Consider the following 14,716-nt stretch of genomic DNA (forward strand, 5'->3'; position numbering starts at 1 on the left):
GGAACCCTCCCCTATGCCGCGACCGGCGTGGTTTCGCCCGCCACGACATGGCAGGCGGCGGTACGGCCCTCGCCGATATCTTTGAGTTCCGGCACGACGGAACGGCAGATGTCCCGCGCCAGCGGACAGCGGGGGTGGAAGGCGCAGCCGGAGGGGCGGCTCGCCGGGTTCGGCGGCTCGCCCTGCAGGATGACGCGGCCTTCGAGCGGCTTGCCGGGAATGGGCACGCTGGAGACCAGCGCCTTTGTGTACGGGTGCTGCGGCGTGCGGAAAATGGCGTCGGAAGAAGCCTCCTCGACGATGCGGCCGAGATACATGACCGCGACACGGTCGGCGATGTTGCGCACCACCTTCAGGTCGTGGCTGATGAAGAGCATGGCGATGCCGCTTTTCTCCTGCAGGTCGCGCATCATGTTGACCACCTGCGCCTGGATGGAGACATCGAGCGCCGAGACCGGCTCGTCGCAGACGAGCAGTTTTGGCCGCGAAGCCAACGCCCGGGCGATCACCGCGCGCTGCCGCTGGCCGCCCGAAAGTTCGTGGGGATAGCGGTCGGCCTGGTCTTCACGTAGGCCGACGGCCCGCATCAGTTCCGTCACGCGCGGCGCCTGGTGCTCTTTCGGAATGAGCTTGTGGATCTCCAGTGGCTCGGCGATCTGGCTGGCAATCGTCACGCGGCGGTCGAGCGCGGCAAGCGGGTCCTGGAAGACGAACTGCATCTTTGCGCGGAGCGCCCGCCACTCCGCGGTATTGCGCGCCGGTATGGCCCGCCCCTGGAAGCGCACGCTGCCTTCCTGCGCGTCATCGATGCCGAGCAGCATGCGCCCGAGCGTCGATTTGCCGGAGCCGGATTCGCCGACGATCCCGAGTGTTTCGCCCGGCATGACCGAGAGCGAAACGCCGTCTACGGCGCGCACCGGCGTCGGGCGGCCGAAAAGGCCGCGGCGGATCTGATAGATGCGGACGAGATCACGGGCTTCGATAAGCGGCGTCATTGCAGCAGGCCTTCGGCGATACGTGACTTCAGGGTCTCGGCAGCAGCTGCGACCGGCACCGGCCGCGTGCAGGCGAGCTTGCGGCCGCCATCGAGGGAAAGGAGCGGCGGGCGCTCGCTGCGGCAGGCCTCGACGGCGCGCGAACAGCGCGGCGAGAAGGAACAGCCTTCCGGCAGATGTTTCGGATTGGGAACGGTGCCGGGAATGGGGATCAGCCGTTCGCGGCCGCCGTCGAGGCGCGGAATGGCGTCGAACAAGCCGCGCGTATAGGGGTGGCGCGGCTCGGAGAACAGCTGTTCGACACTGCCCTCCTCCACGATGCGCCCGGCATACATGACGCAGACGCGCTCGCAGACCTGGCTGACGGCGCCGAGATCGTGGCTGATGAAAACCGTCGCCATGCCGGTTTCGGCGCGAAGGCGGATCAGGAGATCGAGGATCTGCTCCTGGATCGTCGCATCGAGCGCGGTGGTCGGTTCGTCGGCGATCAGAAGATCGGGCTCACCGGCAAGCGCCATGGCGATCATCAGGCGCTGGCACTGGCCGCCGGAAAACTCATGCGGATAGAGATCGAAGCGGCGGCGCGCATCGGGAATGCCGACCATGTCGATCAGCCTGAGGGCCTCGGCCTTTGCTGCCTCACCGCGCAGCCCCCGATGAACCGAGAGCGCTTCCGATATCTGCCGGCCGATGCGCAGCACCGGATTGAGCGAGCTGGACGGATCCTGAAAGATCATGGCGATGCGGCTGCCGCGCACGCTTTCGAGCACCGTGCGCGATCCCCCGACGAGCTCGTTGCCCTCCAGCTGCACCGAGCCTAAAACACTGGCCTTGCCCGGCAGCAGGCCGAGCGCCGCAAGCCAGGTGACCGACTTGCCGCAGCCGGATTCGCCGACGAGGCCGAGCGCCTCGCCCCTGGCGACGTCGAGATCGATGCCGTGGAGAACCTGCACGCCGTCGAAGGCGACCGTCAGGTCACGCAGTTCCACGAGATTGGAGCCGGTCGTGCCCATCTTTCATCCCCGCTCTTTGCTTGCACCAAAAAGAGGATCTCCGGCGGCCCTTCAGCCGCCGGAGATCGGAGTGACGAGCCGATCAGATCGACCAGTTGGTGGCGCGGAAGTCCATGGCGAAGGCCGGAGCGGCCTTCCACTTCAGCGACGACTTCATGCCGGTGAAGACAGCATTCTGGTGCAGGACCTGATAGACCGGGTCTTCGCGCTCGGCGATTTCCAGCATGCGGGCGATCGCCTTCTTGCGCAGCGCGCGGTCGGTGGAGGTTTCCATGACGACGGCGAGCTTGTTCATCTCCGCGTTCGTCCAGTCCTTCTTCTGCTGCACTTCGCCGTTCGGGCCAAACTGCACGACCATCGGCGTGATCGGGTCGTTGATCGAGTTGCCGGCCGACCAGTCGCGCACGCCCTTGATGCCCTGGGGATCGTGGATCTGCGCCCAGTTTTCCTTCATCTCGATCTCGACGTTGAGGCCGACCTGTTTCCACATCTCGACCATGATCTGGCCGTTGGCCGTCTGGTTCGTGTAGTAGTTGTTGAGCAGGCGGTAGGGGATCGCATCGCCCTTGTAATTGGCCTGCTTCAAGAGGTCCCTGGCGAGCGCCGGATCGAATGCCGGGGGCGCCCAGCCATCGATGAACATGTCGCTGTTGCGGAAGGATTCGAATTGCAGGCCGGCCGGGATCACCGTCTTGCCGGCCCACAGCGCATCGACGATCGCCTGGCGGTCGATGGCATGCGTCATGGCGCGGCGCACGAGCGGGTTGGCAAGGATCGGGTTCTGCGTGTTGAAGACCGAAACGCGGTGGTTCCAGATCGTCGAGTTCTGGACCTCATAGCCGGGAGCGGCCTGCACGGCGGCGATCTGATCCGGCGGCAGGTCGCAGGCGAAGTCGTATTCGCCAGACAAAAGGCCGTTGACGCGCGAGGCGACTTCCGGGACTTCGACGAAGCGGATCTGCTCCAGCGGCGGGCGGCCTCCCCAATATTCGTCGAAGGCAACGAGGGTCAGCGACACGTCCGGCTTGTATTCGCCGACCATGTAGGGGCCGGTTGTGATCGGCTTGCGCGACCATTCGGTGAAGCTGGCAGCCTCATCCCAGGCGCGGCGGTTGGCGATCTGGCTACCGCCGGAATAGAGACGGCCTTCGAGCGTGACGTCAGGCGTCGTGTTGTGCAGGCGCACGGTGTACTTGTCGACGATCTCGATACCGGCGAGCGCCGGCCACAGACGACGACCGACGCCGGGCACGGTTGCCGGCAGTTCCTTGGCGGTGGCCGGCTTGTGGTCGGCTTCGAAAATGGTCTTGCCGCCGACCGGCTCCGTATTACCGAACACGCGCTCCTTGGAGAAGGAGAAGGCGACATCCTCGGCGGTCAGTTCGTCGCCGTTGTGGAACTTGACGCCCTGGCGCAGCTTCAGTTCCAGCGTCTTGTCGTCGATGCGCTTCCATTCGGTCGCAAGACCCGGAACCGGACCCTGATTGCCCATCCAGTCGCGCAGGATCAGACCTTCCCAGAGGTTGGGATAGAAGATGCGCTCGCCGACGTTGGACTGCTCGTGATAGACGTCGAGCGAATTGTTGTTGGTGATCTTCTGCACCGCAATGGTGATGGAAGGACGCTTGGCCTGGCTGAAGGCCATGCGCGGCAGAATGAGCGTGCCGGCGGTGGCGCCGAGAAGGCCGAGCGCGCCGCGTCGATTGATCGAAAGCATCGGAAACTCCTTGTGTCTTGACCGACGGGCTCCCCGGCTCGCGGCCCTGGTTCTTAGGATCGGCTCCATGTCGCCTGAACGACGGCTTCATGAAGTTTCGGTTACAGCCGCCCGTCGCGGATGCCGCGAAGAGCGATTCCAGCGCGCGAAAGCAGCCGCCCTCGCGAGATCAGCCAGCGGTCTCCACCGCCGGATTCCCTTCAGAAGAGGCCTGTTCTTTTTCAGAAGACGTCCGTTCCTCTTCAGAAGACGAAAGCGCCGCAAGAGCGAGCGCCAGTTCCCCCGCCCCCTCGACCGTTCGCAAGGCCCCCGCCGCCTTCAGCGCCTCGTGCCGTCCGCTGCGCGGATCGGCCGGATCGACAAAGCCGATCGCCGCCATGCCGGCCGCCACAGCACCCGTAATCCCGAGCGTGCTGTCGTCGATGACAAGGCAGCGGTGCGGTACCACGCCGAGATTTTCAGAGCAGAGAAGGAAAAGGTCAGGCGCAGGCTTGGGCTTCGCCACCATCTCAGCGCTGTAGATATGCGGCGCAAATTCCGTCCACAGATCCAGAAGACCGAGGCTGCGGCGCAGCCGCTCCATGTCGCTGTTGGACGCGACGCATTTGCGCTGCTTCACATCCCGCACCAGCTTTTCCATGCCGGCCATCGGCTGCAGCGAACGGGAAAATTCCTCGTAGAGCGCGCGACCGGCATCGGCAAAGACCTGGTCCGGATCGGCAAGGCCGAGCTCTTCCCTGCAGAGGCGGCGGGCCGCCTCGCCCGAAAGACCGGTGAAGCGGCGGTGAACCTCAGCGCTGCTCAAGGGAACGCCGGCGCGCTGCAGAGCCTGCGCCAGTGTGCCGCTTGCCACCGGCTCGCTGTCGATCAATACGCCGTCGCAATCGAAGATCAGAAGTTCTATCGTCATGCTAAGGGCATTACGTTACATTTGTTACACCTATGTGATATTTGTAACGACAGCGAATTCAGGATAAAGATTTATGGATTTTAGTGAGCTGAAAATCCGGGCGGCCTGGCTCTACCACGTGGAGGGATTGACCCAGGCGCAGATCGCCGAGCGGATGAACCTCACCCGTCGCAGGGTGAACGAGTTTCTGGCCGCAGCCCTCGAGGAAGGCATCGTCAGGGTGAGCTTCGCCTCGCCGCTTGCCGCCGGAATGGAGCTCGAATCGCGCCTACAGGAACGTTTCGGCCTGGAGGCAGCGATCGTCGTGCCCACCCCGGCCGATCCGCAGCTTTTGCACCAGGCGGTCGGCCGTGGTGCCGCCGCCTATCTCGACCGGCTGATCCAGGCCCGCAAGCCCCGCTCCATCGGCGTCGGCTGGGGGGCGACACTCAGGGAAACCGTCATTCACATGACGCCGGCAAACGAGCCCGAGATCGAGGTACGCTCGATGATGGGCGGGCTGACGCGCGGTTCGGAGATCAACACGTTCGAGATCGTGCGCGCCTTCGCGCAGGGCCTGAAGGCGCAATGCCATTATTTCGCAGCACCTATCTATGCAGAGAGCCCGCATTCGCGCGAGGCGATCATTTCGCAATCCGTCTTCCAGCGGATCTTCTGGCAGACCTGCGAGGTCGATATTTCGTTTCTAAGCGTCGGAGACATGACACGGCAATCCCTGCAGGTGCGCTACGGCCTGCCGCCCGGAACCGATGTCAGCGACCTCATCGCCGTCGGCGCCGTCGGCGACTTGCTCGGCCGCTATATCGACGCCGAGGGACGCCCCGTCGCCCATCCGCTGAACGCCCAGGTACTCGCCCCCGATCTTGCCGACTACCGCAAGATCCCCTGCCGCATCGTCGCCTCCGGCGGATCCCACAAACACGCCATTCTCACCGCCACCATGCACGCCGGACTCGCAACCGCGCTGATCACGGATGAGGAGAGCGCAAGGGCGTTGCTGGCGGGCGGATGAGGTGAGGTGCGTGCCTGCGTCTATGGGAGGCGACCGAGATTGATACGGCCTGCCTTGATATGGCGGATGATCTCATCGGTGGTGCCGCTTTCAATATGCAGGCGGATATCGGGATAGTTGCGGCCAATGCGCGCAAGGAACGCCGGTTAGGAGCTTGAGCTGCTGGAGATCCACGTTGAATGCTCCAACTTTTGATGTGCGATACGTAGAGGCCCGCAGGTCGATGCTGCTTCTCTCCGCCATACGTGACAATGCCGATAGAGACGACGCCGCAGCGCCCGAATGTATGTGAAAAGCGTCAAGAGGATCGACATGTGGACTTCAGGCAGTACATCCTGAGGTCTCCTCCACAAGACCGGCGCAATCTGAAAAACCACTATCTCGTCAGTGGAGTGGCATTGACCGCGACACGTTCTGCGATAATTATTCGGCAATCCCTAAATTAGAGATGCCATTTGAATCACATCAAAATCAAGCGGGTGCAGTTGGACTAGCAGTCGTCTCTCAGAGGACTTTACAGAAGGGGAGGAAAGGATGCCGGACGGCGACGCGACACAGTTTGCTTCTGTCGAAACCTATCTCCTTGCCAATACCGACGAGCTCGTCTCTCTTTATGACGAGAGCTTTCATCTTACCGAATGCTCAGCAAGGCATCGGCAAACGCATGCCGTCGATTCCCTGGTCGATGCCACCTTGTGGCATGTTTATCCGGAGCTTTTAGCCCCTTCGACGAAATCTGCGGTCGAACTCGTACTTTCGAGTGGATTGCCGCGAAACGTCGAGATCGCAAACGCAAAGACTGGAGATCAGCGTACACTCACAGTTTTCCGCAGCCCTCGCGGCTTGGGTGTTGTCGAGGCGGACGGCGATTCGAACTTGCGCGGGACTTATAGCCAGGCTGAAAATGACCGTGCGCTTCTTTTTCATCAGGCTACCCACGATGTTTTGACCGGACTGCCAAACCGACGGCAATTCAGCGATCAATTGCGGAGCGCTTTGCCGGTATCAAAGGGGGTAAAGTTCGCCCTCATGCAGATCGACCTCGATGATTTTAAACCGGTCAATGACACATTGGGCCACGGTGCGGGCGATACCGTCCTGAAGATGGCGGCCGAACGGATAAGGAACGTGCTTGGGGAGCAGGAATTCGCTTATCGGTTGGCCGGTGACGAGTTCGCGGTCATCCAGCGGAGAGCCAATCAGCCTCGGGAGGCGGAGCGCCTGGCAGAAGCGCTCGTCGGTGCGTTCAGGGAACCGTTCACGGTCGAGGGCATTAATGTCTTTGTCGGCGCAAGCGTCGGGATTGCCGTTGCCCCGGCGGATGGAAACGAATTCGAACAGCTCATGAAAGCGGCAGACATTGCGCTCTATGCGGCCAAAAAGGACGGCAGGCACAGGGCAAGGAAGTTTAACCGCTCCATGCTCATGGTTCTGGAACAGCGGGAAACGCTGCGTCGCAGTTTGCGGACCGCCCTTAAAGAGGGCCAGTTCTTCATCGAATATCAGCCACTCGTACAACCTCCTTTTTCGATCGTCGGCTTCGAAGCACTGCTACGATGGCATCATCCTGTCGTTGGCATCATCCCGCCCAGTATCTTCATCCCCATGGCTGAGACGGACGGTTTGATGAGCGAAATCGGTCAATGGGTCCTTGAACAGGCTTGTCGGGAAGCAATGTCGTGGCCAGCCCATTTCACAGTTGCTGTCAATCTTTCACCGGCGGAGTTTCTGCACGCAGGCCTTACCGATCGCATTGCTCAAACCTTGGACCTCGTTGGCATCCGCGCCGACCGGCTTGAACTCGAGATCACCGAGTCTGTGCTGTTGGAGCGTACAATCAACAATCTCGACACCCTCAATACGTTAAAAGTGCTGGGAGTGCAGATTTCGCTCGACGATTTCGGGACCTACTATTCGTCGCTCAGCTACCTGAAAAACTTCCCCTTCGATACGATCAAAATCGACCAGTATTTCATCAATGATCTTGAGGTCGACGACAAGAGCCAGACGATCGTCCAATCCATTATCGCACTCGCCCATGGACTTGGCATGAGCGTCACTGCCGAGGGTGTGGAAACAGCAGAGCAAGCCGCTTGGCTTAACAAAGCAGAATGTGATCGGCTGCAGGGGCATTTCCTGAACAAGCCGATGTCCGCCGAAGAAATCGGCGCGTTCCTCGGCAAGCTTATGCCACCCGCCTCCCTTGGGAGCTTCTCGATCTCCGGCCGAACGCCACCTTTGGATCCTAGGAGAATGTGAATATCATTTTTTTGAACTCCCTCGGAGCGGATATGGGGAGGAGGAAACGGTATGCATGCAGCCAGCGACAAGTCAGCGGAAGTGGCGTTCAAGCCACTCCTCCAGTTCGAGATGGACATGGCGGCCTTTCTTTCCGACTGGCAGCATTGCGATCAACTGTCGACCTTCATGGCACGGATGATCAGTCACAATCGCACCGATCCCATTCGGCATTCGAATTTCTTCTCGTTTGCCCTCAATGAACTGCTGGAAGTATCGTTCCGCGGTGGTTCTCCGCAGGGTTTGATAGACTGCACAGTCTATCGACGCGATGCGACGGAACGTGTGAGGCTCAGTTTCGCCTGCCCTGCCGGACAGCGAGAATTCTATCGCGAGGCAGTGTCGAAGACTCATCAGAAAGATGCAATCGCGCGTTATCTCAGTGCCATTTCAATGGATCAGACGCCAAACAAGGAAGTCATTCTTCTCGATCTGGCAATCAATTTCGATGCCCGCCTGCATCTGGAGGAACCCGCTCCGGCATCCATAACATTGGTGGTCGACCTGCCGCTTGAAGGAAGCATACGTTGAGCACAACACCCTTCCATGCAGAATTCGACTCCAACAGCCAGGAATTCGTCCTGTCTGGCGTGATCCGACCGCATTCCGTCGATGAGATCGCCGCCAGCATTTTCATGCTCAAGGAGGCTGTCGATGATGTTCGAGGGGTTCTCTACATCAATGTAAGGCGCCTCGTTCAGATGAATAACACAGCCTTTCAGGCCTTTACTCGCGTTGTGCTGGACACCTGCCGAACAAGATCCGATCTTCGTGTCGTGGTCGTGACGTCAAGCGTCGTCGGCTGGACCGAACGCATGTTCAAGCACTTGAGCAGCATCGAGCCGCGGGTAACGGTGGAGGTCTATGATTCCGGATTTTACCCCGGCCAGAGCTTCGTTGAGGATACGAGCTTCATTCCGATATTGCGCACGCAAACCAAGATGACCTGGCGCCACGAGCGCACGATCCTCCCCCGTCACGGCATGCGGCCAGGGATTGTGATGGCCGATATCTGCTGTGGCATCGGCGATTTCGCCTCGCTGGTCAAAAAAGAGTTCCAGCCAACGCGGATCGTGGCGCTCGACCACTCCAGGGCAAGTCTTGCCTATGCACGCGAGATGGCCGCCAGCTTCGATGTTGCCGATATCGAATATACTTACGGCGACGCCTGCGAAATGCTGCTCGAAGACAACCAGTTCGACCTGGTGACCTGCCGCCATTCGCTTCAGATATTCAACCGGCCGGATGTGCTTCTGAAAGAGCTCTTCCGGATCTGCAAACCGGGCGGGCGGGTATACATAACCAACGAGAAAAATTCGCACTGCCTAGGAGAACCCCGCTCGCAAAGCATCCAATGGACGTATCATGAAGTCGCAAAGCTGTTCAGCCACTTCGAAATGGACGTGGAACTCGGCCCGAAAAGTCGCAGATATCTCGCCGACGCCGGCTTTGACGATATTCTCGTCGAGTCCTTCATGGTCACCAATCTCGATGGAGACCCGCAGGATTTTGCCGACGTCATCGCGGCCTGGGAAACTGTTTATGCCGGAGAAATGGCTGTCAAGCGGGGAGATTCTTCCGAATTCATTGAACGTTTCCGCCAGGGATTCAGGGACCACATCTTTGCAGCCCTTCATCCGAAGGGCTATGCCGGCTGGCCAATCTGGGCGGCGTCCGGACGCAAACCGTCATGAGCACAGCCGCTCGACAGATCGCGCGTTTTGGCTTGAACTCGTTTCGCGCAAAGTTCGTCCTCGTCGTCGGCAGCGCCGTGCTCTTCGACCTGCTGGTGACCGGAGGCCTGGCGCTTTGGAACGTGCAAAGGCTCTCTCGTGATGCCGCCGCGGAAGTCGGCCAAGGTTTGGAGGAAGCCAATCAGGGCTACATCCGCTCCTACGCGGAAACAACGGCCGAACACGTCAACCTGCTCCTGAGCCAAGTCCATTCCGACGTCAGCACATTGGCCGGCGTTCTTCAGGCGCAGATCGATCTCCCCTTGAGAGAAGCGCAGATCGGCCAGGCGATGGCTCTTGGTTCTCCAGGAACCACCCAGGTCGTTTACGATGCGAAAGGAGGATGGGCTCAGAACCTGCCCGGTTCGCCTTCCGTCGTCAGCGTCTGGGGATATCTCCTGGGATCTGATTACCTCCCATTGCCGGAGGTCCAGAGGGACATCGAAAACAGTGCAGTCCTCGACCTGGTTGCGCCAAGTCTCCTGTCGGACGGTCTGTCGAAGCTTCAGATGTATTATATCGGCCCGAGGGAGCGTCCAATCTTCAGGACAGCGCCCTACACGGCCCAGGCCCAGACCTTCGACAAGCTCTATCCCGGCCATAACAACGCGGAATTCTGGACCTTCTTTTTTCCCGGGCTTTACGAGTCCTGGGAGGAATGGGGCAAGGACAGAGGACAGCGGCCAGTCAATAGTGACATCACTCAGACGGCTCCTTACACAGATGCAATCACGGGAAAGCTCATTGTCAGCTTTTTTCAACCACTCTGGTCCCCTGATCGGACGAAAGTCGCAGGCGCTGCCGGAACGGATATCACGCTCGACCAGCTGGCTGGAATCGTGGAGAGCGTCAAAGTTGCCAACAGCGGCTTCGGATTTCTGGCCATGTCGGACGGCAACGTGGTTGCCATCAATCCGACGGGCGAGAAAATTATTGGCCTGCGGGCATCGAACAATCAAGGCGGTGAAGGTGTCACGGGTCTCAACCGTTCACTGAAAGGGAGTGCGCAGCCAGAAGTCGCGCAATTACCGTTGGGGGAGGACGGGCTATTGCGGCATATTCGCCTTGATGAAAATGGCGAAAAGGTTCCCTATCTCGTCGTCTTGAAGCAGTTGCGGCCGACGAACCTTTGGGTTTCCGGCCCTGTCAGACGCGAAGCCATGCTGCTCGGCATCGTCGTGCCAGAGCGCGAGATTTATGCCTCGCTGTTTGCTGCCCAGGCCGGAATTTCACAGGCGACAAACCGGATTCTGATCTACCAGGTCCTGGCACTCCTCGTATCGCTGTGCTTTGTCATCGCCGCCGTTTTCGCCATATCGAAGCGCATCACCAAAGGCATCAGCTCGCTCGCCGAAGCCGCCAAACGCATTCAGGCCAAGGATTATTCCGTTCGGGTGGACATACCGACACGTGATGAGGTTGGAGAAGCTGGAGTGGCCTTCAACCGCATGGCGGAACAGATCAGTTTTCATACCGAAAATCTCGAGCAGCTCGTCGAGGACAGAACGAAGGAGATCGAAGAAGCGAACCAGCAGATCTCAAGCTTGAATACACAATTGCGCAGCGAAAACCTGCGCCTGGGGGCGGAGCTTGCGGTTGCGCGCCGCATCCAGATGATGGTTCTCCCCAAGGCCGGAGAATTGGAAGAAATTTCGGATCTGGAGATCGCGGCCTACATGCGGCCGGCCGACGAGGTCGGGGGCGACTACTACGATGTCTTGAGGGACGGAACGCGGCTGAAAATCGGTATCGGCGACGTTACCGGACACGGCCTGGAAAGCGGCGTACTGATGCTGATGGTTCAGTCGATTGCGCGGGCATTGCAGGAGGCCGGCGACATGGATCCCTCGCAATTTCTGAACAGAGTGAATCGGGCCATTTATAAAAATCTCGTCAGGACCAGCACGAACAAGCACCTTTCCCTCGCCTTCCTGGACTACGACGAAGGACGCCTGACACTTTCGGGCCAGCACGAGGAACTGATCGTCGTTCGCAAGTTCGGAAAGGTGGAGCGGATCGATACGCTTGACCTGGGCCTACCGATCGGCCTGGAACCCGATATATCGTCCTTCGTGGCGACACGCGAGGTGTCCTTTGACCGCGACGATCTAATCGTTCTGCATACGGATGGCGTCACGGAAGCCGAGGACCGCAACGGCGAACTCTTCGGCATCGAGCGGCTTTGCGAAAGCGCCGGTCGGCGATACGGCTTGAGCGCCGAGGACGTCAAGGCCGGGATCATCGAGGATTTGATGGCCCATATCGGCACGCAGAAGATCCATGATGACATCACACTCGTGGTTATGAGACACAGGTGAACGAATGACGACCCTGTATGGACTGGAAGATGTGGCGACTGGAACAGGCGAAAATGTCACGAGGTTGCGCCTTTTTGAGGGGCCTCTCGATCTTGGCTGGAAACATTGCGCGATCACGTCGGATTTCGTCGCCGAGGTCGTGGCCTTGCGCTACCGCACATCGCGTGGCCTCTACAGGGAGGTCCGGCACAATGTCAGTTATCTGACGAACGAGCTTGTCGAGAACGCGGTAAAATTCCGTGCAGCCGGCGAAATTGTCGTAGAGGCTTCGGTTGAGAATAATGTCTTCCGAGCCAAAGTCTCCAATCTTGTCGACGAGAAAACGTCCGAGCAGTTCCAGCATTTGCTTTCGGAAATCACGATAGGCGATCCGGGCGAGCTTCTCATCAAGCGAATTGAGGCGAATGCAATTGGCGCAAATGTAACGGGCTCAGGTCTCGGACTTCTGACCCTCATGAGCGATTATGGGGCTCACTTTGCATGGGTTTTTGGAGCCGAGGAGCCGGACGGCAGAATTCCGCTGGAGACCTATGCATCCATCACAGTTCCAGATGCAGCGAATTGACGGGAGAGGTCGATATGGAAATTAAGGAAGAAGAATATCGCGTCTGGTCGGAAGGTACGGAAATCTACTTCGATGGAATTATGCGCCTGCCCAGCACGGAGGCTTATGCGCCCATTTTTTCCCTTGTCGTGAATATTCTGGACGCCAAGCCGGACCGCGTCACCATCGACCTCACAGGGCTACAATTTCTCAATTCCTCCGGGATCAACCTGCTCGCGAAGCTCACGATTGAAGTCCGCAACAAGCCGAATGTTCAATTCACGGTGCGCGGAAGCTCAGAATATCCCTGGCAGTCGAAGTCCCTTCCGAACTTGAAGAAGTTGCACCCGGGAGTGGATCTCAGGCTTAGCTGAGGCAAGGCCTCTGCCACGACATCGGATCACCCTGCAAGCATTAGAGCGCCGTGCGTCCATTCGGACGCGCAAAGGACGCTCTAACTCTTTGAATCTACGCGTCAGGCTTCCGAAAATCGATTCCGATTTTCGGGCCGATGCTGTAGCCAATCGCCGATCGTTGTCCCATGACGCCGCGTGGAACGCGTAGCCGGGACAACCGGGCGCTCAGTTGCTACGGTTTTTCGGATTTCACGTGGGCTGAGCCCGAATTCGTGGCTGAAGGCGCGCGTAAAATTGGCTGCGGCGTCGAAACCGGCGGCCTCTGCAATCTCCGAGATCTGCCTGTTGTCGGCCGGATTACTGAGATCCGCATATGCCTGCAGCAATCGGCGTTTGCGAATGTAGTTAAAGACGCCCCCGCTCGCTTCGAACAATTGGTAGAGCCGCGTACGCGAGATGCCCAGCGCACGGCACAGGACGTCGGGCGTCAAATTGTCTGAATGGAGGTTGAGGTGAATGTAGCGGTGCGCCCGCTCCATCATTCCCATGTTGGTCTGGATCTGGCCCATATCCGGCCTTGTGGACGACGCGGCGCATGCGACGAGCATATCGGAAATCGTTTGTACGATCCGCGGCACTTCCCCCGCCGTCAGATTGCTCAGGTTCGTTTCCAGACCGGTAATATAGTTCCTGAGCAGTTCAGCCAGGCTACCGGACAGGAGCGTGTTGTTGGCACCCTGGAGAAGGCCCGCATTCGCAGCCAACAATTCATAGGGCAAGAAGATAAGTACAGCGACTGAATCAATGATCCGCCCGCGACAGGGACAACCGAGAGAGCTGAAAAACACCTCGCCGGGACCGGCCTCCGTTACGTGACGGCTGACCTCGGCCCAGACCCGGCCGCTGTGAAGCAGGCCGATGTTCCAGTGGTCGATCGGGCTCGATCGCAGCATGGCTTGATCGCGAACAAAGCTGTATGCCTGCGCGCGCTGCTGGATGATGAGTATGTCGCCGAGATGCCAGCCGATCTGTTCGGCAAGAAAGCCGTCGTCCGGGGATTTTTCGTCCGGTAGATGGACATCCACGAGCGGCGCCATGTGCGTGCGCCAGGCTTGAAATTGTTCTTTCGGCGGCAGATCCCGCGTCGAGAAACGCAAGGGCACCAGCGCAGGCGGAACACCCAAGCGGTGCTCTTTCTGTGCGGCCGGTTCACGCGGCCAGCGCCGCCGCTCCATGTGGGCCGGCCATTCCTGCCTCACGGGGAGGTCATCTCCAGATCCAGACTCCGTATCCATCCAATCCCTCCAGCGCTTAAGCCGATCCGGGCTGTTGAAATTGAGAGCAAACAATCGTTCTCGCGGCTGAAACCTCCGCACAGCCCCCTGAAAAGGAAGCGGCTGAACGTCACGTGTATAAGATACTTATCATATTCTTTTCCGAGCAGAAATGTACGGAACGATAATTTTCGGGATGCGAGGATAACGACAATTGCGTCCTTTTCCCGTATCTAAATAGGCAATGATTGACATCCGAAGATAGTTCGGAAATTCCAAAATATTCACGTACAGACGCAACGCAACTTCAGAGCGCCGTCACCGCGAAACGATAGTTATTCAAAAGAAAACACGTGAATATCGGAGGATAGTCGTGACTATCTGGAGAATATTCATGCACGCTCTGCACATGCTTCAGTCTGCGACAGAAATTCACGCTAAACAACCTTCAGTCATCAAGAGGAATTCTTGTCGCTAGTGATGCAGATTCCTCGGATCACATTTGTGCAAGACGCTCCTGACGCCGGATAGAGGGACATTGGTGGT

General features: G+C 59.1%; 12 protein-coding genes. 7 read left to right on the forward strand and 5 right to left on the reverse strand.

The window, feature by feature from the left end; all coding sequences use genetic code 11:
- Nucleotides 1–11: 11 nt before the first annotated feature.
- The 4 genes from FHT82_RS04080 to FHT82_RS04095 all read right to left on the reverse strand — a co-directional run bounded on the left by FHT82_RS04080 (nucleotide 12) and on the right by FHT82_RS04095 (nucleotide 4,635).
- Nucleotides 12–995 carry an ABC transporter ATP-binding protein gene (locus FHT82_RS04080; protein WP_183726528.1) on the reverse strand — a complete coding sequence of 328 codons (984 nt, stop codon included), beginning with the start codon at nucleotides 993–995 and terminating at the stop codon, nucleotides 12–14.
- A complete protein-coding gene (locus tag FHT82_RS04085) occupies nucleotides 992–2,008 on the reverse strand; it encodes an ABC transporter ATP-binding protein (RefSeq protein ID WP_183726530.1) in 1,017 nt (338 codons plus the stop codon). The genes FHT82_RS04080 and FHT82_RS04085 overlap by 4 nt, the downstream gene beginning before the upstream one ends.
- Nucleotides 2,009–2,090: 82 nt before the next feature.
- Nucleotides 2,091–3,725, reverse strand: a complete 1,635-nt coding sequence (locus FHT82_RS04090) for an ABC transporter substrate-binding protein (protein ID WP_183726532.1) — start codon at nucleotides 3,723–3,725, stop codon at nucleotides 2,091–2,093.
- A 169-nt stretch (nucleotides 3,726–3,894) separates the two neighbouring features.
- Complete coding sequence (locus FHT82_RS04095) at nucleotides 3,895–4,635, reverse strand: HAD-IA family hydrolase (RefSeq protein ID WP_183726534.1); 741 nt, start codon at nucleotides 4,633–4,635, stop codon at nucleotides 3,895–3,897.
- A 73-nt stretch (nucleotides 4,636–4,708) separates the two neighbouring features.
- Between FHT82_RS04095 and FHT82_RS04100 the strand changes: the two genes are divergently transcribed.
- The 7 genes from FHT82_RS04100 (at nucleotide 4,709) to FHT82_RS04130 (ending at nucleotide 12,914) form a co-directional block, all read left to right on the forward strand.
- Nucleotides 4,709–5,647, forward strand: a complete 939-nt coding sequence (locus FHT82_RS04100; protein ID WP_183726536.1) for a sugar-binding transcriptional regulator — start codon at nucleotides 4,709–4,711, stop codon at nucleotides 5,645–5,647.
- A gap of 534 nt (nucleotides 5,648–6,181) precedes the next feature.
- Complete coding sequence (locus FHT82_RS04105; RefSeq protein ID WP_183726539.1) at nucleotides 6,182–7,906, forward strand: EAL domain-containing protein; 1,725 nt, start codon at nucleotides 6,182–6,184, stop codon at nucleotides 7,904–7,906.
- 51 nt (nucleotides 7,907–7,957) lie between these two features.
- On the forward strand, nucleotides 7,958–8,476 hold the full coding sequence (locus FHT82_RS04110) for a ubiquinone biosynthesis methyltransferase UbiE (protein WP_183726541.1): 519 nt from the start codon (nucleotides 7,958–7,960) through the stop codon (nucleotides 8,474–8,476).
- The gene (locus FHT82_RS04115) at nucleotides 8,473–9,639 is read left to right on the forward strand and encodes a class I SAM-dependent methyltransferase (protein WP_183726543.1); all 1,167 of its coding nucleotides are present in this window, start codon (nucleotides 8,473–8,475) and stop codon (nucleotides 9,637–9,639) included. The genes FHT82_RS04110 and FHT82_RS04115 overlap by 4 nt, the downstream gene beginning before the upstream one ends.
- Nucleotides 9,636–11,996, forward strand: a complete 2,361-nt coding sequence (locus FHT82_RS04120; protein ID WP_183726545.1) for a SpoIIE family protein phosphatase — start codon at nucleotides 9,636–9,638, stop codon at nucleotides 11,994–11,996. Before FHT82_RS04115 ends, FHT82_RS04120 begins: the two co-directional genes overlap by 4 nt.
- A gap of 4 nt (nucleotides 11,997–12,000) precedes the next feature.
- The gene (locus FHT82_RS04125; protein WP_183726547.1) at nucleotides 12,001–12,561 is read left to right on the forward strand and encodes an ATP-binding protein; all 561 of its coding nucleotides are present in this window, start codon (nucleotides 12,001–12,003) and stop codon (nucleotides 12,559–12,561) included.
- 14 nt (nucleotides 12,562–12,575) lie between these two features.
- Nucleotides 12,576–12,914 carry a hypothetical protein gene (locus FHT82_RS04130; protein ID WP_132657391.1) on the forward strand — a complete coding sequence of 113 codons (339 nt, stop codon included), beginning with the start codon at nucleotides 12,576–12,578 and terminating at the stop codon, nucleotides 12,912–12,914.
- Nucleotides 12,915–13,015: 101 nt separating this feature from the next.
- Here the strand turns inward: FHT82_RS04130 and FHT82_RS04135 are convergent, their stop codons facing one another.
- Nucleotides 13,016–14,191 (reverse strand): helix-turn-helix domain-containing protein, encoded by a 1,176-nt coding sequence (locus tag FHT82_RS04135; protein ID WP_183726549.1) that lies wholly within the window; start codon nucleotides 14,189–14,191, stop codon nucleotides 13,016–13,018.
- Nucleotides 14,192–14,716: the final 525 nt, after the last annotated feature.

The sequence above is a fragment of the Rhizobium sp. BK275 genome (assembly GCF_014193555.1).
Lineage (GTDB): Bacteria > Pseudomonadota > Alphaproteobacteria > Rhizobiales > Rhizobiaceae > Rhizobium.